The 20,670-nt window shown below is 41.6% G+C and carries 22 protein-coding genes; 12 read left to right on the top strand and 10 right to left on the bottom strand.

Annotation, left to right across the window (positions count from 1 at the left end; all coding sequences use genetic code 11):
- The first annotated feature begins 97 nt into the window (after positions 1 to 97).
- Positions 98 to 313 (top strand): hypothetical protein, encoded by a 216-nt coding sequence (locus TOL9009_RS0128260; protein WP_051503052.1) that lies wholly within the window; start codon positions 98 to 100, stop codon positions 311 to 313.
- A 44-nt stretch (positions 314 to 357) separates the two neighbouring features.
- Positions 358 to 1,302: a ribokinase gene (rbsK, locus tag TOL9009_RS0128255; protein ID WP_029636629.1), complete on the top strand. Its 945-nt coding sequence runs from the start codon at positions 358 to 360 to the stop codon at positions 1,300 to 1,302.
- A 39-nt stretch (positions 1,303 to 1,341) separates the two neighbouring features.
- Here rbsK and TOL9009_RS0128250 read toward each other — a convergent pair whose 3' ends face one another.
- Positions 1,342 to 1,773 carry a nucleoside deaminase gene (locus tag TOL9009_RS0128250; protein ID WP_029636626.1) on the bottom strand — a complete coding sequence of 144 codons (432 nt, stop codon included), beginning with the start codon at positions 1,771 to 1,773 and terminating at the stop codon, positions 1,342 to 1,344.
- A gap of 18 nt (positions 1,774 to 1,791) precedes the next feature.
- Here TOL9009_RS0128250 and TOL9009_RS0128245 point away from each other — a divergent pair, with 18 nt between their 5' ends.
- A complete protein-coding gene (locus TOL9009_RS0128245) occupies positions 1,792 to 2,715 on the top strand; it encodes a nucleoside hydrolase (protein WP_029636625.1) in 924 nt (307 codons plus the stop codon).
- A gap of 68 nt (positions 2,716 to 2,783) precedes the next feature.
- Here the strand turns inward: TOL9009_RS0128245 and TOL9009_RS0128240 are convergent, their stop codons facing one another.
- Complete coding sequence (locus TOL9009_RS0128240; RefSeq protein WP_029636622.1) at positions 2,784 to 3,344, bottom strand: NUDIX hydrolase; 561 nt, start codon at positions 3,342 to 3,344, stop codon at positions 2,784 to 2,786.
- A gap of 208 nt (positions 3,345 to 3,552) precedes the next feature.
- Between TOL9009_RS0128240 and TOL9009_RS0128235 the strand changes: the two genes are divergently transcribed.
- Positions 3,553 to 4,605 carry a dipeptide epimerase gene (locus TOL9009_RS0128235; RefSeq protein WP_029636621.1) on the top strand — a complete coding sequence of 351 codons (1,053 nt, stop codon included), beginning with the start codon at positions 3,553 to 3,555 and terminating at the stop codon, positions 4,603 to 4,605.
- The gene (locus tag TOL9009_RS0128230) at positions 4,589 to 5,632 is read left to right on the top strand and encodes a DUF1611 domain-containing protein (protein ID WP_029636620.1); all 1,044 of its coding nucleotides are present in this window, start codon (positions 4,589 to 4,591) and stop codon (positions 5,630 to 5,632) included. Before TOL9009_RS0128235 ends, TOL9009_RS0128230 begins: the two co-directional genes overlap by 17 nt.
- A 39-nt stretch (positions 5,633 to 5,671) precedes the next feature.
- Here TOL9009_RS0128230 and TOL9009_RS0128225 read toward each other — a convergent pair whose 3' ends face one another.
- Both TOL9009_RS0128225 and TOL9009_RS0128220 read right to left on the bottom strand, forming a co-directional pair.
- Positions 5,672 to 5,971, bottom strand: a complete 300-nt coding sequence (locus TOL9009_RS0128225; protein WP_029636618.1) for a type II toxin-antitoxin system RelE/ParE family toxin — start codon at positions 5,969 to 5,971, stop codon at positions 5,672 to 5,674.
- Positions 5,968 to 6,243 carry a type II toxin-antitoxin system ParD family antitoxin gene (locus TOL9009_RS0128220; protein ID WP_029636616.1) on the bottom strand — a complete coding sequence of 92 codons (276 nt, stop codon included), beginning with the start codon at positions 6,241 to 6,243 and terminating at the stop codon, positions 5,968 to 5,970. The genes TOL9009_RS0128225 and TOL9009_RS0128220 overlap by 4 nt, the downstream gene beginning before the upstream one ends.
- A 257-nt stretch (positions 6,244 to 6,500) precedes the next feature.
- Between TOL9009_RS0128220 and TOL9009_RS0128215 the strand changes: the two genes are divergently transcribed.
- Positions 6,501 to 7,397 (top strand): LysR family transcriptional regulator, encoded by an 897-nt coding sequence (locus tag TOL9009_RS0128215; protein ID WP_029636615.1) that lies wholly within the window; start codon positions 6,501 to 6,503, stop codon positions 7,395 to 7,397.
- 31 nt (positions 7,398 to 7,428) lie between these two features.
- Here the strand turns inward: TOL9009_RS0128215 and map are convergent, their stop codons facing one another.
- On the bottom strand, positions 7,429 to 8,211 hold the full coding sequence (gene map / locus TOL9009_RS0128210) for a type I methionyl aminopeptidase (protein ID WP_029636613.1): 783 nt from the start codon (positions 8,209 to 8,211) through the stop codon (positions 7,429 to 7,431).
- A gap of 184 nt (positions 8,212 to 8,395) precedes the next feature.
- A complete protein-coding gene (locus TOL9009_RS0128200) occupies positions 8,396 to 9,409 on the bottom strand; it encodes a Gfo/Idh/MocA family protein (protein WP_186227669.1) in 1,014 nt (337 codons plus the stop codon).
- 440 nt (positions 9,410 to 9,849) lie between these two features.
- Here TOL9009_RS0128200 and TOL9009_RS0128195 point away from each other — a divergent pair, with 440 nt between their 5' ends.
- Positions 9,850 to 10,152, top strand: a complete 303-nt coding sequence (locus TOL9009_RS0128195; RefSeq protein WP_029636609.1) for a ferredoxin — start codon at positions 9,850 to 9,852, stop codon at positions 10,150 to 10,152.
- Between the two features lie 199 nt (positions 10,153 to 10,351).
- Here TOL9009_RS0128195 and TOL9009_RS0128190 read toward each other — a convergent pair whose 3' ends face one another.
- On the bottom strand, positions 10,352 to 12,025 hold the full coding sequence (locus TOL9009_RS0128190; protein ID WP_029636607.1) for a SpoIID/LytB domain-containing protein: 1,674 nt from the start codon (positions 12,023 to 12,025) through the stop codon (positions 10,352 to 10,354).
- 112 nt (positions 12,026 to 12,137) lie between these two features.
- On the opposite strand from TOL9009_RS0128190, the gene TOL9009_RS0128185 reads away from it, so the two are divergent.
- The 5 genes from TOL9009_RS0128185 to TOL9009_RS0128160 all read left to right on the top strand — a co-directional run bounded on the left by TOL9009_RS0128185 (position 12,138) and on the right by TOL9009_RS0128160 (position 17,160).
- The gene (locus TOL9009_RS0128185; RefSeq protein ID WP_029636605.1) at positions 12,138 to 12,401 is read left to right on the top strand and encodes a ParB N-terminal domain-containing protein; all 264 of its coding nucleotides are present in this window, start codon (positions 12,138 to 12,140) and stop codon (positions 12,399 to 12,401) included.
- Between the two features lie 209 nt (positions 12,402 to 12,610).
- The gene (locus tag TOL9009_RS0128180; protein WP_029636603.1) at positions 12,611 to 13,102 is read left to right on the top strand and encodes a Dps family protein; all 492 of its coding nucleotides are present in this window, start codon (positions 12,611 to 12,613) and stop codon (positions 13,100 to 13,102) included.
- Positions 13,103 to 13,278: 176 nt separating this feature from the next.
- Positions 13,279 to 13,938: a nucleotide exchange factor GrpE gene (grpE, locus tag TOL9009_RS0128170; protein WP_038296657.1), complete on the top strand. Its 660-nt coding sequence runs from the start codon at positions 13,279 to 13,281 to the stop codon at positions 13,936 to 13,938.
- 200 nt (positions 13,939 to 14,138) lie between these two features.
- Positions 14,139 to 16,502 (top strand): PAS domain-containing sensor histidine kinase, encoded by a 2,364-nt coding sequence (locus TOL9009_RS40760; RefSeq protein ID WP_051503051.1) that lies wholly within the window; start codon positions 14,139 to 14,141, stop codon positions 16,500 to 16,502.
- 331 nt (positions 16,503 to 16,833) lie between these two features.
- Positions 16,834 to 17,160 carry an STAS domain-containing protein gene (locus TOL9009_RS0128160; RefSeq protein WP_029636600.1) on the top strand — a complete coding sequence of 109 codons (327 nt, stop codon included), beginning with the start codon at positions 16,834 to 16,836 and terminating at the stop codon, positions 17,158 to 17,160.
- On the opposite strand, the gene TOL9009_RS0128155 is transcribed toward TOL9009_RS0128160, so the two are convergent.
- The 3 genes from TOL9009_RS0128155 to TOL9009_RS0128145 all read right to left on the bottom strand — a co-directional run bounded on the left by TOL9009_RS0128155 (position 17,161) and on the right by TOL9009_RS0128145 (position 20,114).
- The gene (locus tag TOL9009_RS0128155) at positions 17,161 to 18,297 is read right to left on the bottom strand and encodes a PP2C family protein-serine/threonine phosphatase (protein ID WP_029636598.1); all 1,137 of its coding nucleotides are present in this window, start codon (positions 18,295 to 18,297) and stop codon (positions 17,161 to 17,163) included.
- 150 nt (positions 18,298 to 18,447) lie between these two features.
- On the bottom strand, positions 18,448 to 19,215 hold the full coding sequence (locus TOL9009_RS0128150; RefSeq protein WP_029636596.1) for a DUF1350 family protein: 768 nt from the start codon (positions 19,213 to 19,215) through the stop codon (positions 18,448 to 18,450).
- Between the two features lie 179 nt (positions 19,216 to 19,394).
- Complete coding sequence (locus tag TOL9009_RS0128145; RefSeq protein WP_029636593.1) at positions 19,395 to 20,114, bottom strand: hypothetical protein; 720 nt, start codon at positions 20,112 to 20,114, stop codon at positions 19,395 to 19,397.
- Between the last annotated feature and the right edge of the window lie 556 nt (positions 20,115 to 20,670).

Raw genomic sequence — 20,670 nt, 5'->3', positions numbered from 1 at the left:
TGTGGGTTTAAAGCCCAGTTGAAACAAATAATTATACTCAAGATGGCTTGCACGGACGGTATAAAACGTCCTTGTTTCAATCCCACTATGAGTAAGGGTGGGTTGCCTTCTGCCTTCTGCCTCCTGCCTTCTGCCTTCTGAAATTGACCAAAAAGTTGAAAACCGCAGTGCGCTGATTGAATCTCTCTTGCAGCAATGGCAGCAGCAACAAGAAGATGCAGCGTTAGCAGTAGCTTGTGCGTTGGTAGATGAACTTGAATTAGGTTGGGGTAGCGAATGGCAGAACGCAGCGATTACCGAAGTCAATACCTAAACTTAAATAGGGAATAATAAAATTGTGCGCTACTTCCTTATATTATGACAATTATCGTCTTCGGTAGCATCAATATAGATTTGGTAGCAACAGTACCTCGCTTGCCAATTGCCGGCGAAACGCTGTTAGGAAACGATTTTTTTCTTTCTCCTGGGGGTAAAGGTGCAAATCAAGCCGTAGCATCAGCGAGATTGGGAATTCCTACACAAATGGTAGGACGTGTTGGTGCAGATAATTTTGGTACAGAACTTCTCAACAATTTACAAGCTTCTGGCGTACAAACTAATAATATATTTATTGATGAAACTGTCACTTCCGGTGTTGCAATTATCAACGTCGATGTCAAAGGTGAAAATCAAATCATTGTGATTCCCGGTGCAAATGGACACGTAAATCACGAAGATGTAGAAAGATTATCACACTTATTCCCAACGGCAAAAGTGTTACTTTTACAACTTGAAATTCCCATGTCTGCTGTTGTCGCTGCGGCGAAAGCAGCGCAAAATGCACAAGTAAAAGTAATTCTCGATCCCGCACCTGCACAAAATAATCTGCCAGATGAACTTTACCGCTTGGTGGATATTATTACACCAAATGAAGTTGAGGCGGCGCAATTAGTCGGTTTTCCGGTGGATGGGGAGGAATCAGCAAAGAAAGCAGCAGCGGTGTTATTGCAAAAAGGCGTGAAAAATGCGATCGTTAAATTAGGCGCTAAAGGTGTTTTCTGTGCAACTCCTGAGGAAACGTTTTTTATACCTGCGTTTGCAGTGCAAGCTGTTGACACCGTTGCTGCTGGTGATGCTTTTAATGGTGGTTTAGCCGCAGCGCTTTCCCAAGGACATTCTTTGCGCGACAGCGTGGTTTGGGGTGCAGCAGCAGGTGCTTTAGCGGCAACGAAATTAGGGGCACAACCTTCGCTACCGGATAGAGTTACGTTTGATGCGTTTCTTAGAGAGAGGGGGGGGACAAAGGGGAAAACTAACTCCTAATTCCGAACTTTTGTACAGACGCGATTAATCGCGTCTCTACTATTTCCCAATATCTTCATTCCACAATTCGGGGTTGGTTTGGATAAATTCACTCATCATTTGTTCGCATTCATCTAGATTTAAATCAATAACTTCGACACCGTGGGATACCATAAATTCTTTGGCACCAGGAAAGGTTCTAGATTCGCCGGCGATTACTTTTTTGATGCCAAATTGTACCACTGCCCCAGCGCACAAATAGCACGGCATTAAGGTTGAATAGAGTGTTGTACCTCTGTAGCTGCCAATTCTGCCGGCGTTGCGGAGACAATCAATTTCGGCGTGGGTAACAGGATCGCTGTCTTGTACGCGCTTGTTGTGTCCTCTGCCGACGATTTTGCCATCTTTGATGAGAACGGAACCGATGGGAATTCCACCTTCTTGTCTACCTTGTTTTGCTTCGTCTACGGCAGCTTGCATAAATTCATCCATTTGTAAATTCTCCTACTTATGTCTAAACAACTTGTATTAATGGATCACGATGGTGGTGTTGATGATTATCTAGCAACAATGCTACTGATGACGATGGATCATATCCAACTTTTGGGTGTCGTCGTCACTCCCGCTGATTGCTACGGTGAACCTGCTGTCAGCGCTACACGTAAAATCTTAGATTTGATGAAATCTTCTCATATCCCGGTAGCTCTCAGCACTGTGCGCGGTATTAATCCTTTTCCTCGTCTCTATCGTCGCGATTCGTTTATTGTGGATCATCTGCCGATTCTCAATCAAAACGAAACGATTAGCACACCTTTGCTTACACAATCAGGTCAAGATTTCATGATACAGGTTTTGCGTGATGCACCTGAACCAGTAACTTTGATAGTAACTGGTCCTTTGACGACGGTTGCGATCGCATTAGATAAAGCACCAGAAATTGAAGCGAAAATTCAAAAAATTGTCTGGATGGGTGGTGCGTTGAATGTTATTGGTAATGTAGAGAACAGTTTGGAACCAGGACAAGATGGTTCTGCTGAATGGAATGTTTATTGGGACCCAATTTCCGCAGCACGAGTGTGGGAAAGTCAAATTGAAATTATCATGTGTCCTTTGGATTTAACTAACAATGTACCTGTGACATCTGAGGTTGTTTATAAAATGGGACGACAACGACATTATCCCATTTCTGATTTGGCAGGACAATGTTATGCGTTAGTTATTCCCCAAGATTATTATTTTTGGGATGTGTTAGCAACTGCTTATCTCGCTCATCCTGAGTTTTATCAACTGCGGGAGTGGGAAACAGAAGTTATCACAACTGGTTTAAGTCAAGGACGTACTAAGGTTGTGTCTGGTGGTCGGAAAATTTCGGCAATGGATAAAGTTGATAAAGAGGCTTTTTACAATTATATTTTGCAGCAATGGGCAAGGTAGATTTTAGATTTTGAACCGCAGATGTACGCGGATAGAAGAAACCAAAATCTGCGTTCATCTGCGGTTAATTAAGGCACCCTACGCTTCAGAAAATTTAAACCCAAGAAAAGGGCAGCAATGCTACCTGTAACTGAAATTTCTCCTTGGGTAATTTTGTCTAAGACGGATTCTACAGGAATTAAGGCAACTTCAATTTCTTCTGTAATATCTAAATTTTGCTCTCCAGATTTACTCACATTCTCTGCTATAAATAAATGTATTTTATTATTGTCTTTAACAGGATTATCGTATAATGTAGCTAATTTGATAATTTTTTCGGCTGTATAACCTGTTTCTTCTTTGAGTTCTCTGACTGCTGCTGTTTCTGCACTTTCATATGTTGCATCGAAACCTCCAGCAGGCAGTTCTAATAATATTTCACCTGCCCCGTGTCTGTATTGCCGTACAAAAACAATTTCTTGATTATTCGTAATAGGTAAAGTTAAGGCAATTTCTGGTCTAAGGATGACAAAAAAATCGTCTATTATTTTCCCATTTGGCAATTCTATTTCATCTTGTCTCACTTTGCACCAAAAATTATCTAAGACCATTTTTGATTGCAAAATTTTCCATTTTTTTAATTTGTGCATAAAGGGGACTGGGGATTGGGGACTAGGGATTAGGGACTAGGGAAGAATTTAACCAAATTAACGCGCGTTGCATTAGCCTAGTTTTTAATAAAAGAAAATATATATGACAATTTAGTAAAGAATTGTAAAAAAGTATAACAGAGACGTTAGAGAATTTAAAGTTTGCATCTAAACTATTCTTTACATTTGCTTAAAATTAAGCATAATCATGCAAATAGAGGTAAAAACATTTACTGTTAACAAACGCTTTCCTTTGACGATCGCTCGTGGGACAACGGCACAGACGACGAATGTCTGGGTAAAAATTTCCCAAGATGGTATCGAGGGTTGGGGGGAAGCATCACCTTTTAGTGTCGGTGCTGGAGGACAATCTACAACAATAATTAAAGATGCTTTGCTGCAAGTTGCACCAATGTTGCAAGCATACAATCCGTTGGAGCGATCGCTAATTGAGCAAGTGTTAAATAAAGCTCAAGTTCCTTCCTCTGCCAAAGCAGCGCTGGATATGGCGATGCACGATTGGCTGGGCAAATATGTAAAATTACCACTGTGGCAACTGTGGGGACTTGACAAAAAAGCCATTGTACCCACTTCGGTGACAATTGGGATTAATACGCCTGAAGGAGCAAGAGCGAGGGCGCGAGACTGGTTACAATTTACTGATGTGCGTATTTTCAAGGTAAAGTTAGGTAATCCCGATGGCATTGCCTGCGATCGAAATATGCTAATGGCAGTCCGCGAAGAAGCACCCAATTTAGAATTATACGTTGATGCAAATGGCGGTTGGAGTTTGTCAGATGCAGTTGATATGTGCATCTTCCTGGCTGATTTGGGTGTAAAGTATGTGGAACAGCCACTTCCACGCGGGCAAGAAAAGAGTTTACCAGAACTTAAGCAGCATTCTCCTTTACCCATCTTTGTTGATGAAAGTTGCTTTACTAGCGCTGATATTCCTGATCTGGCAGACTGTGTAGATGGTGTTAATATCAAGCTAATGAAATCAGGTGGTTTAAGCGAAGCGATGCGGATGGTACATATAGCGCGTGCGTTAGGATTGCAAGTGATGTTTGGGTGTTATTCTGACAGTACGTTAGCGAATACCGCAGCAGCACAGCTTGCACCATTAGCTGATTATTTAGACTTAGACAGTCATCTTAACTTAATCGATGACCCCTTCACGGGTGCGATCGCTCTTGACGGAAAAATTTTACCGAACGATTTACCAGGTTTGGGGGTACAATACAGTGCGTTTACCGCTTGATCAACGAGTAGCGATTTTGCTACATGATGGCATCAAAGGAACTCATGGCAAAACGGGGCTGTCACTTTTACGCTACAGTGAAGCTTCAATTGTCGCCGTTATCGATCGCAATTGTGCAGGGCAATCTTTAAGGGAATTAACTCTCATCAAGCGTGATGTCCCAATTGTCGCATCACTTGCCGATGCTTTACAATATCAACCCCAAGTTTTGGTAATTGGTATTGCTTCCAAAGGTGGTGTATTGCCAGATGATTATTGGCATGATATCAAAGATGCGTTAAGCGCCGGCATGTCATTGGTAAATGGTTTGCACACACCATTGGCAAACATGGCAGATTTAAAAGCACTCCTGAAACCAGGACAATTAATTTGGGATGTGCGAAAAGAACCACCAAACCTAAGTGTTGCTACTGGCTTGGCACGCACCCTTCCTTGCCGACGAGTGTTGACGGTGGGAACTGATATGGCAGTCGGGAAAATGTCTACAAGCCTAGAACTACATTGGGCATCACGTTTGCGAAATTGGCGTTCTAAGTTTCTCCCAACCGGGCAAACCGGTTTGATGTTAGAAGGTGATGGTGTAGCATTAGATGCCGTGCGGGTAGACTTTGCTGCCGGTGCGGTAGAACAGATGGTGATGCGCTTCGGCAAAAATTACGACATCTTGCATATAGAAGGACAAGGTTCGCTATTACACCCTGGTTCTACAGCAACACTGCCCTTGATCCGCGGTTCGCAACCAACACAAATGATACTGGTACATCGTGCCGGACAAACTCATGTAATGGATAATGTACCAATTCCACCTTTATGTGAGGTGATTCGGCTGTATGAAATGGTTGCTAGTGCAGGTGGTGCTTTTGCATCTGTCCCTGTGGTGGGTATAGCGCTGAATACATTTAAATTAAGTGAGTCAGCAGCAAAACAGGCGATCGCTCAAGTACAATCTGAAACTAATCTACCTTGTACAGATCCAATTCGTTTTGATGCAGGTTTGTTGTTAGATGCGATCGTGCAGAGTTGCTAATAACATACCTCGACCTTTAGCAAACTGAGTGTCCTTGATCTAAGAACTGAGGAAGAGTAAGGTTTCATAATCCTGTGCGCCGTGCAAAATGCGAATAATCTCGATCAATTCTTTATGGACACGGTAGAAAATCAAGTAATCCCGATGCACAGTGCGCCGGATACCGAATTTTTCATAACGCGGAACGAGCGGGTAAGCCCGGGGCATATCTGCCAGAGCGTAGCAGCGATCCAATAATTCTTCGACGAAGGTTATTGCCCGTTCTGGATTTTGCGACCGGATGAAATCGCCAATCGCGATCAAGTCAGCTTTTGCCGCCGCCGTGATAACGACCCTCATGCCTCTGAGTTAGAAGAATCTACGGCGAAGCGGTCACGCAGTTCTGTTCGCACCTCATCAATGTCTTGCACCAGCCCCGCTTCGGCATCGGCAACGCCCCGCGCAATGGCGGTATCGAGCCATTCAAGTTGCCGTTCGCGTTCCATCAGAGCGCGCAAGGCTTCGCGGATAATTTCGCTGTTGGAGCCATATAAACCGGAATCTACCTTCTGACGGATAAAGTTTGCCATTTCGGTCGGCAAGGTAATCGAGAGCTTTTCAGCAGATTGCATGGCGTTTACCCTCTGGTACTCAAATGCTAGTCCGATATAATAGCATAAAATACTATTATATACTACCAATCCTAGCCTAAGAATAACCCCCTGTAAATTTCAGACCGGACAGAGTGTGCGGTGTGCAACTATCTAGTGGTATGAAATCTACCTTTCACCCAAGGGGAAACATTGTGAAGTGGTGTGCTACTGTTCAGCTTAGAGTCACTATTTTTTAGGTTTGATTAATATTTAAAAGATATGAATTATCGTTTGCAATGGAATTAAGGCATCTACGGTATTTTATGACTTTAGCGGAAGAATTGCACTTTGGACGCGCAGCGGAACGGTTGCATATTGCCCAACCACCTTTAAGTCAACAAATTCGTCAATTAGAGATAGAATTAGGATTTGAACTATTTCACCGCACTAAACGAAAAGTTGAGTTAACTGAAGCAGGACAAGTTTTTCTGGAGGAAGTGCAGCAAATATTTAAGCAATTAGAACAGGCAATTCAAGTTGGAAGGCAAACCAGTCGTGGGGAAATGGGACAACTGGTTATTGGCTTTGTTAGCTCTGCGCCATATAATATTTTACCAAAAATTTTACGCTCATTTCGTAGCAGCGTTCCAGAAGTGAGGTTAGAACTGCACGAACTAACGACAAATCAACAGTTTCGATGGTTGCGGGAAAGTCGAATTGATGTCGGTTTTGTCCGTCCACCTATAGAAGATGATACATTGAACTTTGAGACAATTTTTCAAGAGTCGTTGGTAGTAGCATTACCTGATACACATCAGCTAGCAAATCATAGTAATATTTGTTTGCGATCGCTTAAAAATGAACCTTTCATTTTATTTCCGCGTTTGTTAGCACCTGGACTCTACGATTTAATTATCAGTCTTTGTCAACAAGCGGGTTTTAGTCCCAACGTCACACAAGAAGCGATTCAAATGCACACGATTGTCAGCTTAGTCGCAGGTGGTTTGGGTATTGCCATTGTTCCAGAATCTCTGCAAAATTTGCAACGAACTGGGGTAGTATATAAAATTGTGAAAGAAGCGACTCCAAAAACAGCGATCGCGATAATTTGGCGAAAAAATGATACATCTGCCACGGTGCAGAAGTTTTTGGAGATATCTAGACTTCTTTGTAGTAAGGACTTCAGTCCTTAATCTGGAAGAGGACTGAAGTCCTCACTACGGTTTACAAAAAGTAGGTTTCGTTTTCACGGAGGGTGAGAATTTCTACGCCGTCTTCAGTTACAGCTAGGGTATGCTCAAATTGAGCCGATAGTTTGCGATCGCGTGTGACAGCCGTCCATTTATCGCTCTTGATCTCAACTTCCCAAGTGCCTTCGTTAATCATTGGTTCGATAGTAAAAACCATCCCCGCTCTCAGACGCTTGCCTTTACCCCGCGTGCCATAATGAAGAATTTCCGGTGCAGTGTGGAAAACATTACTCACACCATGTCCGGCAAAGTCTCGCACTACAGAAAAGCCTTGGGCTTCCGCATATTCTTGAATTGCCGCACCAATATCGCCAACTTTTGCTCCTGGTTTCACCTCAGCAATGCCTAATCTGAGGCATTCTTTTGTCACCTCAACCAGCTTTTTCGCTTTTGGTGATGGCGTACCGACAAAGAATGTTTTCGATGTATCGCCGTGGTAGCCTTCAAGCAGTGGTGTAACATCAATGTTAATTATATCACCTTCTTTGAGGATTTGTTTGGCGTTAGGTATGCCGTGACAAACTACTTCATTTACACTGGTGCAAATTGACTTGGGAAAACCCTTGTAACCCAAAGGTGCGCTTTTGGCATTATGTGCTTGCGTCCAACGTTCTGCTTCATCATTGAGTTGCAAAGTGCTAACTCCCGGCTTGACCATTGATTCAAGATGGTGTAACAATTCAGCTGCCAAACGTCCGGCTTGACGCATTTTGTCTATTTCTCTGTGAGATAAAAGAACGATGGTTTCGCTTTTCATATAAATTTAATCTAACTGGGGACTGGGGACTGGGGATTGGGGACTGGGGACTGGGGACTGGGGATTGGGGATTGGGGACTGGGGGGATATCCTCACAACCACTAACCACTAACAACCCTCAACCAATTAAAATGCTGAAAACTCTTGACTTTAGGAACAAATGAGCGTAGAAAAATTTGTTTAGTTAAGCGTTATCTACAGGACCCATATACATAGTTAAACCAGTCTCGGCTGCTTGCCTTGCCGCATCCGCAACCTTTAAAGTGTATAAACTTGCCTCTGGAGTAACGTACAAAGGAGTGCCATTAAAAAGACGATCTAACACCATGTTTGTGTCTTTGACAAATAAACCCCGTTTTGTACCAACCTCTATCGGCGTTGTTTTTCCATTTTCTATTAAAACTCCTTCATCGCCATCAAAAATTAACCCACCGTTTTCACCATGAACTTCAAACTTCCGTTCTGCTTGCCATAAAGTTTCACCTTTACCGTAAACTACTTGCGCTAAAAGTCCGCTATTGAAGGATAGTTGACTAATGCAAAAACAGCTTTGGTAAAATTCTGTTTCTGTCTCCCAAAATCGTTGATGGCAGTTAACGGTAGTCACTTCACCAAACAAATCAGTAAAACGCTGTAATCTAGATAACGCGCCTATTAAGGGAAAGCCGAATAAATCGTGGCTAAAAGTCCATTTACGCGGTGCGGTAGCTTCCGGCTTGATGGTGCTGTAGCGCACATAGAATAAACCCCCAAGTTGCGGTAAATATTCCTTTAAAGCTAAATGTAAACCGCCTAAAAGTTCGATATGTTCGACATGAAGAAGTTTATTTTCGGCTTTAGCTAAAGCAACGAGTTCTTCTGCTTCTACCACATCTAAAGATAGGGGATATTCGACAATTACATGTTTGCCTGCTTGGAGTGCTTTTTTGGCGATCGCTCCATGATCTCGATTTACATTACAAATTACCACCAAATCTATATCTTCGCGTTCTAGTAGCTCTTGACAAGAACTCATCGCTTCTGCTTGGTAGTCTGAAGCTAGAGAGGCTGTTTTTTCTTTTGTGTTACCAACAAAGGCAAGTAAATGCGATCGCTCATCATGAACAAATGCTTCAGCTCTTAATTTTGCCACATACCCTGTACCAATCAAACCCACGCCCACACTTGCTTTTTCCACAAAAGCCGATGAATCGTACATATACTCACCAATTCTGTTTATCGATTTTCTCTATCGGACTGAGTTAATTGCTTCAGCCGTTTATAGCGCTTTAGTAAACTTGTAAAACTTTCACCAACCCTGATCCGGATGAGGGCAAGGGAGCATCTCAATTTTGCACATTTGGGATGCTCCCAATGGGAATTTCTATAAACGGAAGTGATTTGTTCATAAATTCGGGATTTTTCCAGATTATAGTCCTTTGTGGGAGCATCCATCTCAGGAAAAATATATAAGTAAAACTCATCAGGATTAACTAACTAAATTTCATTACTAATCGCGTTCAAATTCCAGTTACATCGTTTAGTTTTTCTCGTAGTATCAGAATTGAAGCAAATTTGAATAAACGGCTGAACTAGTAAGTTCAGCCGACACTTTGCTTTAGGATAACTTATACGGTCTGCAAAAGAGAGGATTAAAAAATGCCAACTTTTAAAGTGACACTGGTCAGCGAAGCTGAAGGTCTTAACCAAACCATCGACGTTGATGATGATACCTATATTCTAGACGCTGCTGAAGAAGCTGGTCTTGACCTACCTTATTCTTGTCGCGCTGGTGCTTGTTCTACCTGTGCAGGTAAGCTGACATCTGGTTCTGCTCCAGACCAGTCTGACCAGTCTTTCTTAGATGACGACCAAATCGAAGCTGGATATATCCTGACTTGTGTGGCTTACCCAACTGGAGATTGCACAATTGAAACCCACAAAGAAGAAGAACTTTACTAAGAGTTTGGCGCTTCAGTAAGTACCCGATAAAAAGAAAAGCGATCGCACACGTTATTTCATGAAGAGGGGAAAAGGGTAAAGGTATAGAAATAAAATACAGGTTTATTCACTCTTATTCTATTTCCCTTTCCCCTTTCACGGCAGATGCTACAACGGGGGGAACCCCCGCAACGCACTGCCTCCCCTTTCTCCCTCTTTTTCAAGGCTTAATGTTGTTGCTGAGAATTTGAATTTGCGTGTCGGGATAGTAGAACTGGAGAATTTTGGCACTTGCCCAACCGAGTTTAGCTAAAGTTTGAGCACCAGTTTGACTCAAACCAACTCCATGCCCTAAACCACCACCAACAAAAGCATATCCCCACAGACCAGGTTCGCCTTTATTTAAGGGTTGCAGATAAAAAAGTGTACTTCTGGGTGCGGCAAAGGCGCTGCGAACTTCATCTTTATATAAACTAAAAATACCAATATCAGTTTTGACATTTAGTTTGAGTATGCGTCCGCTTTGACTGCGCTCTACTACCGTCATCTCTTTAATGGTTTTAAACTTGGCAAAGGGACTCTTTTTCACTGCCAGAAATTTCTGCAAGCCTTTGGTAATGTCTTCTAGGCTACTTTCTTTCCGCCAGCGAAACAGGTCGAAATCGCTTTCGTTAAATCCTTCTTTGCGAGTGATAAACCGCTGAAAGTTCTCTTCTGATGCTAAACTCTCATCCGATAAACTCCAAAAATTAACCGCAGCATCCAGCACCGGTCTTAAATATGGGCGATCGTCACCATTCCAAACATCGCTAAAGGAAGCTGTCACACCGCCGGTGGTGGAAGAATATAATGCATCCACTAGCTCATTTTTATAAGTTAGTACCATTCCCCTTGTAGTGGCGATCGCTTTATCTGTGGCAGCAGAAACGTCATTCAGCCCATAATAAACTTGGCAGTGAGTGTCAGCACATAATTGATAATTATCTACTTCAAATCTCCGTAGATTCCGCAGCACGTAAGTCCGCGCCAAAATCGCTTGTGCTTCTAAGGAGGCTACAGGGGCTGAATTGCCGATTTCATAAGGCACAACGCCGCGCAAATATGCTTCTAAAGGCACTTCGTTGACTAAAGTGTAAGTACCATAGGCATTTGACTGTAACTCCAACCGACCTGGATAAAGACGGGCATTTTCTGGTTTTTTACCTTCACTCACCCGAATCAAGTTTTTATCGGTGCTAATTTCTAAATTATTTGGGCTATAGCGCTTGCCATTTACTACCCAACTCACTCGCGGCACTTGTTTGAGAATTTGGGTGTCGATGTATACCGTTGTGTTCTTTGTATTTTTTTGCACGCTTTGCAATAGCAAGCGCCGCAATAACGGAGTCTTGTATACATCACGTTTCGCCCAAACTTGCCAGCGTTCTGGCTGGGCTATTTCTACTTGTATTCCCTTTTTCCGCCAACCTTGGGCGTTGTCTTCCGCAGTTTCAAAGGTACGGAAAGTGCCTAAAACTACTCTCTCCTCAACTATTGGTTGAGGTAAAGCTTGCATAACTGTTTCCAGTTTTACTGGGTTTGCGGTAACTAGGGTTTGCTCTGTTTGGTTTGTCGTAAATTTCAGTTTTAAGCGATCGCCTTTTGTCGGCTCTAGTTGCAGCTGCTGTGTTGGTTTATCTCCAAATCGCTGCACAATCCCAATTCTTAATTCTACATCTTTTGTTTTGCTCCCAGGACTTGATGCGCCAGTCAGCCCCAATAAGCAAAATATCGTCAGTACTGTGTAAGAAAACCCCGATAAGGTGATTTTCATCGGAACTAACTTGATTCTCCTCCCAGTCAGATTTTGGGGTGAACGATCAATTTGCTTGACAATGTAGTGGTTTTGTCGCATAAGTTACCTAATGATATCATCGCTTGTTTTAATCACAAAGTTGCAAAACGAAGTCATAACGATTATGATTTATGTAGAAACACAAAAAAAGAAATAGACAAGGATATCCCTTATGGTTAGGGTACAAGAAATTCCACTAAATCAGATAAAACGTCCTTTACCCCGTGCCAACGATCCGCAAAAAGTGCAAGACTTAATGGAATCAATTGGTGCGATCGGGCAGCAAGAACCGATAGATGTCCTAGAAGTAGATGGACAGTATTATGGCTTTTCAGGTTGCCATCGTTACGAAGCTTGTCAGCGCTTAGGCAAAGAAACAGTCTTAGCCAGAGTCCGCAAAGCACCCAAGAGCGTTTTGAAAATGCACATGGCTTGAAAAAGAGGGGGAAAGGGGAAAGGGGAAGGGAGAAAGAGCAAAGAACAAAGAGCAAAAGTTCTTTTTTCTTCTTAATGAGTCCCTTTTCCGTTTAACCTTTCCCCTTTTCGGTAAAGTTTAATAGTTGGAGCGTCAATACTGCTTGAGCACTATCTACGCTCCAACTAACCACTAACCCCTATCCAATAACCAGTAATCCGGAGAATTTTATGCAAACGCAAGAAACACCCAAAAACGTAAATATCGGTATTGACGATACCAGTCGGGCTAAAATTGCCGATGGATTATCACATCTGTTAGCTGACACTTATACGCTGTATCTGAAAACTCACAGCTTCCACTGGAATGTCAAAGGACCGATGTTTCAAACTTTGCATCTCATGTTTGAGACACAGTATACAGAGTTAGCTCTAGCAGTTGATTTAATTGCCGAACGTATCAGAGCGCTGGGTTATCCCGCACCGGGAACTTACAGCGAATATGCCAAACTGAGTTCGATCACAGAAACTCCAGGAGTTCCTAAAGCTACCGACATGATTCAGTTGTTAGTGGAAGGACAAGAAGCAGTGGTGCGAACTGCACGTTCTATTTTTCCTGTGGTGGAAGAAGTGAATGACGAACCTACAGCCGATTTATTGACTCAACGGATGCAGGTTCATGAAAAGACTGCTTGGATGTTGAGAAGTTTGCTGGAAGAATGATAATAGGGCAATGGGCAATGGGCAATGGGCAATGGGCAATGGGTAATGGGCAATGGGCAGTGGGAATTAAAGAAGTTCAATAAAGCAAGTGCGTGAATAAATACAATTCTTTCCATGCCCCATGCCCCATGCCCCATGCCCAATGCCCAATTCCCAATTCCCAATTCCCAATTCTTATGAATGAGGTATTTTCGTTAAAATTTACTCATACGTTGCAAAACTTAATGCAACGTGTGGGTGTTTCTAGTTTTAAAGCTTTGAGTCAAGCTGCTGGTATTTCAGAGCGGCAAATTTTGCGGTTGCGACGGGGAGAAGCGACGCAGATGCGAGTGGAGGTACTGCTCAAATTGTCGCAAGTGTTACAGATGCCGTTGAGTGAATTAATCACAACTTTTTCTCAGGTGGAGTTGGTGAAAGAGACTGGATCAAATCAAGAATTGTTACAAGAAATAACTAATTTAAAAATAGAATATCAGCGATCGGTTGTGCAATTAGAACAACAGCGCGAAGTATTGCTTTGTGAGTTTCAGCAGACGAGTTTGCAATTGCTAGAGTCTTTGTTATTGCAGTTTCCCACCGCAGCACAGAAAGCGCAAGAGAATCCGCAGCTAGCAGCGGTAAAAATATTGCCTTTAGTACAAAAACCTTTAGAAAAATTATTACAACAATGGAAAGTGGAAGCGATCGCACCTGTGGGAGCAGAATTATCCTACGATCCCCAGATACATCAATTGATGGAGGGCGTTGCACAACCTGGAGAAAAAGTCAAGATACGTTATACAGGCTACCGTCAAGGTGATAAGCTGCTTTATCGAGCTAAAGTCAGTTTAGTCTGAGAGAGGGGAGAGGGGGACAAGGGGGACAAGGGGGGGATTATCCTCACAACCATCAACTAACCACTAACAACCATCAACTAATTAAAATGTTGACAAATTAAAAACATTGGGAATACTAAACTAGAGGCGATCATTACAAAAATGGTGTATCGAATTTACTTCTATTGGTGGATGAAAGGCTAACACAAAGGACTTCGAGTATGCAAAAGGACAAAAACAGAAATGAGCCTGCGTCTCAAATAGAGGTACTCAGTAATAATTGTCCACCGAGACAGGAATTAAATGAGGAATTAGAAGCCAGAGTAGAAGAACGCACTGCCGAACTCAATCGCGTGGTTGTTCAGTTGAAGGAAGAAGTTAAGAAACGCATCGAGATAGAAAATCAACTGCGATCGTCAGAACAGTTTTTGCAGTTGGCAATGGATAGCATCCCGCAGTTAATTTTTTGGAAAGACAGAAATTCTCTATATCTTGGCTGTAACCAGAAATTTGCCACTATTACAGGTGTGGGTTTGCCAGAAAATATTATTGGCAAGACTGACTATGATTTGCCTTGGAAAAAAGAAGAAGCTGAGTGGTTTCGAGAATGCGATCGCCGTGTTATGGAATCTGGTGTGGCAGAATTACATATCATTGAGAGGCACAAGAGAGCTGATGGTAAGGAAGGATGGCTAGATACTAATAAAATTCCTTTGCGGGATGCGAGCGGTCATGTGGTAGGTATTCTTGGTACATCTGAAGATGTCAGCGAACGCAAACAAACTGAGGAAGCTTTAAAACAAAGTGAAGCCAAATTGCAAAAAGCTTATGCAGAACTGGAAAGACGTGTAGAAGAGCGGACTCAAGAACTAGTACAAAGCAACCAAGCGCTACAAGCAGAAATTAGCGATCGCAAACGAGTAGAAACTCAACTGCAACAGCAAAAAGAATTCCTTCGCACAGTCTTTGATGGCTCGGAAAATCCTATATTTGTAGTGGATGTTCTCGAAGACGGTGAATTTTGTCATGTAGCTTATAATAGTGCCGCAGAGCGTGCCACGGGTATGAGCAGTGCAGAAGTAATCGGTAAAACTCCAGAACAATTGCATGGTGCAGTTACAGGGGCAAAAGTGCGTCGGAACTTCGCAAGCTGCCAAGAAGCAGCTAAGTCTATTAGTTATGAAGAATGCTTGACTTTCTTTGGTGAAGAAACTTGGTGGTTGACTACGATTAATCCCCTTGAAGACAGCGAAGGTAAAATTTACCGATTGGTGGGGACAACATTTAATATTAGCGATCGCAAACGAGCCGAAGCAACTTTACTAGAAAAAGAGCAATTTCTTCGCAGTGTCTACGATGGATCGGAAAATTTTCTGTTTGTGGTCGATATTGTTGAAAATGACTTTCGCTATGCTGGTTGGAACCCAGCTACAGAACGTAGCACTGGTTTGTTGAGTGCAGAAATAGTCGGTAAAACTCCAGAAGAGTCAGTTGGTAAAGTTCAAGGTGCGATAGTTCGTCAGCAATACATAAAATGTTTGGAAGCAGATGCACCTATTACCTTTGAACAATGCTTCAATTTCTTTGATCAACGATTTTGGTCGCTAGTAACCGTTAATCCCTTAAAAAATAGCGAAGGTAAAATTTATCGATTGGTGGGAACAGCCTTTGATATCAGTGAGAGTAAACGAACAGAAATTCAATTAAAGCAACAAGCAGAAGACCTAGAAAAAACTCTCCAAGAACTGCAACGCACACAAATGCAACTTATTCAAAGCGAGAAAATGTCTGGTTTAGGTCAACTTGTAGCAGGTGTTGCTCACGAAATCAATAACCCTGTCAATTTTATTTTCGGCAACCTTACTTATGCTAACAACTACATCGAAGATTTATTAAGTTTAGTACAGTTATATGAACAACATTATGGCGATCCCGTTCCCGAAATTCAAGAATTAGCAGAAGATATAGACTTACATTTCTTGATAGAGGACTTACGCAAACTTCTCAAATCAATGAAAGTTGGTGCAGAGCGCATTCGAGAAATTGTCTTATCTCTACGCACCTTTTCCCGCATGGATGAAGCAGAGATGAAAGAAGTAGATATCCATGAAGGTCTTGACAGCACGCTGATGATTTTAGAACATCGCATCAAAGCTAAACCTGATCGTATAGCGATTGAAGTGATCAAGGAATATGGTAACTTGCCTTTAGTGCAATGTTATGCCGGACAACTCAACCAAGTATTTATGAATATTTTGGCGAATGCTATCGATGCTTTGGATGAGTCATTAGTAAATGAACCTGAAAAATTGACAACCCCGCAGATTCGTATTGGTACGGAACTTCTAGAGGGCGATCGCGTCAAAATTAGCATTGCCGATAATGGATTGGGTATACCATCCGCCATAAAAGCGCGATTATTTGACCCTTTTTTTACCACCAAAGCGATTGGAAAAGGAACTGGGATGGGGCTTTCCATTAGCTATCAAATTATCAGCGATCGGCATGGTGGCTCTTTGGAATGTGTTTCACAGCCGGGAGCCGGCGCTGAATTTGTAATTGTAATTCCTTTATGCCAAGGATAAATTGTTACCTAATTATTGCCCAATTACTTAATCGTAAGATAACATCAAGCTTTTCTATGAAGTTCCTTGCTGAGAGTTGATTTTTTTATTGCCTATAATTAAGTCATCCAACCTGATTTCAAAAGAACAGCTAGTAAAAAAGACATTTTCATGGGTGCTGAGAAAACTCACTTCACGAGGACAACTTGATTATTTATTATCTCAAATTTCTGGCTGTGAATGAATTATTAATTATTTTTATTTGGCAACATTTATTCAAATGAATTATGATTAGTACATACATGCCGAAGCGAAAGCTGTTTCATTTATACCAACAAGTGCGTGAGATATTATGAGTCCTTTAATCAAAGTTTTTCAACCGAGTGGAATTTTAGATGGAAGTGAATCCCAAGAGTTTCGCCAAGAAATTAGTGAAATTGCAGACAGCGGTGCGAAAATTATCTTAGTTGATTTTCAAAATGTGACTTTTATGGATAGTTCCGGACTGGGAGCTTTAGTGTTAGCCTTCAAAACTCTACGAGATGCGGACATTAAACTTGTTATCTGCTCGATTAATGAACAAGTCAGGATATTATTTGAACTGACTGGTATGGATAAGGTATTTGAAATATTTTCCAACCAAGAAGAATTTAAACAAAATTTACTCTCCACAATTTAGTCAATCAAACTTTATCTGAAGGATAGATAAATCATCATCAAAAGCCTCTTTGGAGTTTAAATTGGTTAGGTAATTTAGTACCTCGTCGAGTTGGCTTTCACCAGGATGTTGTAACTCTACCAGCATCTGAATGAAAGCATCTAAACTCCAAATTGTACCATCTGATTTCGTGATTTCGTAAACGCCATCACTAAAGATATAAAGAGTACTGCACTCTTCAATCTTGCAAAATCCATCAACATATTTTGCTTCCGGAAACATTCCAACTGGCATTCCGGGGGTTCTTAATTGTTTGACTTCGGTAACGTTAACAGATTTGCCCGATACTAATATTGCTGGAGGATGACCAGCACTAGAGTAAATTAACTGACGCTTGATGCGGTTGTAAACTCCATACCAAATTGTGAAATATTTGTCATTTTGATAATTCATCTGGAAAGTGTCGTTTAACGCTCTTAATACCTCACTTGGTTGATAATAATTGAGACTTTTGAGAGCGCGGGAACGAAGCAAATTTAGGACAGATATAGAGGGAAGAGTGGCTTTGAGTCCATGTCCGGCAGTATCTAGTAAATAAATTGCCATATAATCAGGATCGAGCCAGTAGTAATCAAAACAATCGCCGCCAAGTTGACGTGAGGGAATAAAGCGAGAATTGATGGTGAGGAGTTCTGACATCGGTAGAGGCAAAAGAGAACGCACATATTCAGCAGCTTCTGCCATTTCTGCTTCTAAAAGTAGCTTTTGAGATTGCAAATCTCGACTTAATTGATGCAGACGCAATCCTGCTCTTACTCGCGCTTGCAATTCGTTCTGCTCAATGGGTTTGGTAATAAAATCATCAGCACCAGCATCTAATCCCTTGACGCGATCGGCTACGGAATCTAAAGATGTTAAGAAAATAAAGAATGTTGTCGATAAATTCGGATCTCTCTTGATGTAATGGCAGACTTCCAGCCCATTTAATCCTGGCATAATCCAATCACAAATAATTAATGCCGGCTGGCAAGCAAGTGCTTTTGCGATTCCTTCAGAACCATTGCTGGCAGCGATTACCTCATAACCCTGTTTTTCCAACATCCTTTTCAGCAGGATTTGTATTGAACGGTCATCATCAATTACTACGATTTGAAACATGGGAAATGACGGGTAAGAGTAAATAATAATTTTTGTAAAATAAAAAAGAAAATTGGGAATTGGGATTTTAAAAGGGGAAAAGGGGAAAGAGGAAAGGGGAAAAGCCCAATGTTCAATTCCCTATTCCCAATTTTTTACAGTCATAAAACATTATGGCGGTGAAAGGGGATTCAGCCACAAAAGCATAGCGCGTTTTAGTTGATTTAAGTCGCGGTAAACTTCCTGCTTAAACCACTGTCCCAAAGCATCAATGGGGGTGAAGGATGCTCCAGGTTGCCATTTAACATCTTGACCTAAGGGTGTAACATGGCTTCCAGGCAGGGTTTGTGCTGTCACCATTTCCGGAAAGCGTTGTTGTAATATTTCCTTTAAAGCTGCTGATTGGTCAAGGGTGTCGTTACTAAATTTTATTAACAAGTTGCGACGGACGTTGTAGCGTTCTTCCACAAGCTTTTTAGTTTCCAACGGTGAGGGGGTAAACTCGATGGCAAAGGTTGTATTAAATTGTTCCACTAAGGGGATAGCATCCCGTGCAGCGTAGTTGTTAAAGGATATGAGGATATTACCTGCGCGTTCTACGCTCAAGAGACTGCCGATGAGTAAGTGGAGTTTACAACCCATGCTGTGTCCCAATCCGTAGATGGGGAGGTAGCGCTTGCGTAATGCCTCCGAATCGTGTAAGCGTTCGATGACGCGATCGAAGTTTAAGTGTACAGATTTAGCGATCGCTATATGATCCAATGTGTTGACAAATGGCGTAGCAATTACAACATAGCCTTTTTCCGCCAGTTGTTCTAATAACCAACGATAGGTGAGGTGAGGTGCTGTAGCGACGAATGCACCACCCAGGAAATGGATGATACCGATGGGATTTCGGGGAATTAACACCCAATTGCCTTGAATTTCTTTCCAGTCCATACCGATGGGCGATCGCTCTAATTTAATGTTTCTTTATATTAGACTGTGTGCGGCGATCGTGTCAGAGAGGGGGGGATGGGGAGACAAGGGAGACAAGGGAGATGGGGGAGACAAGGAAGACGAAAACACAAACTCCCCCTTGTCCTCCTTGTCCCCCTTGTCCCCCTTGTCGCCTAATCTTACCCCTGACTCTGCAACCTTCTCATTTCAAGTTGCACGTCTAAGGCAATTTCCAATGCTTCATTTAATAACCTTCCATGTTCAGTTGCTTGTTCACTAACTTGCATTGCCGATAAAGTCGGTAAATTGTTAGCAAACAAATCTGTATTTTTGATAATAAAATTTTTATTTTCTCTCAAAACTCTTTCTGTTTTCAAAGCGCGAATCAAATCATTTTTAGTTAGCTTAAGTGCGTCAAGTACTTTTTCTCTTTCCTTTAAAGTTACTTCAGGATTGCCAGCTTCTTCTATTTGGTCGTTGATATCTATTGCTTTAATTACAGAATTATATCTATCAACATCATTTAAAAGAATTTCCAAAGATGGTGTAATGTTCTTTCTCAAAAATTTACTTTGTTTTTTCCACCAAAAATATAATAGACTTTGCGTTATCCCACCCCCAACTAAAGTTAAGATTATGAATAATATCCATGAAGGTATTGTTATCCATGTAGCAAATACCTTAAGCATTATATCCAACATCAGATAGCTAAAAACAAATATAGAAAATCCAATAAATACTACAGTGGCACCTTCAGAACCTTTGATTTTTTCTATAAATATCTGTCCCAATCTTTTGATAGGGTTAACAATTATCCTTAGTTCGTCTTTAACAGGTAGATTTGTTAACTTTTGTAGTTGCTTTTGGCTAATCTCCAAGCCTTCTAAATCATCCCTCACAGCTTTCCCATCCTTGCGAAAAGAGTTGTTTAGTATTATATAACAATCGTTATTATGTAAAATCCGCTAATTTTGGATTATTGCCCATTTTGTCAGCATAACTAGACAAGTCCTCCAGATTAACCCGTTACTATTGTAACCAGACTTATGAAGCAAGAGCTATGCTGTGGTAAAAGTATTTTCGGCATCTACGCTGTTAGATATTTAATTTATACGTGTAGGTTGATAGAGAAGCTGAGTTACCACTACTAGCGAATTTCTTTAATAAACTTAATCCTTGCTTCAAGTATTGAGGGCATTAAAACACAAGTTGCAAATAAATTTACATTTAATTCTGGTAACAATTCACTACGAGAAAGCGGTGGTAAACTACGCGCTTTTTTGAGTTTTCATTTATTATCTATACCAATTCTATGTGAGGTTGCGCTTTATTCGCCCTCAGGCTGGAAGCCTGGGGCTATAGGAACAAAGCCCGCCTACGCGGGCTAATTAGGGCTTGCTGAATAAATGTGTAATCTAGTCCAGATAAGGGGTTTAAGCCTTTTTTCACCAAACA

The organism is [Scytonema hofmanni] UTEX 2349 (assembly GCF_000582685.1).
GTDB lineage: Bacteria > Cyanobacteriota > Cyanobacteriia > Cyanobacteriales > Nostocaceae > Hassallia > Hassallia hofmanni.
Note: the sequence above shows the minus strand (reverse complement) of the source record. Positions and strands in the feature narration are given on the sequence as shown.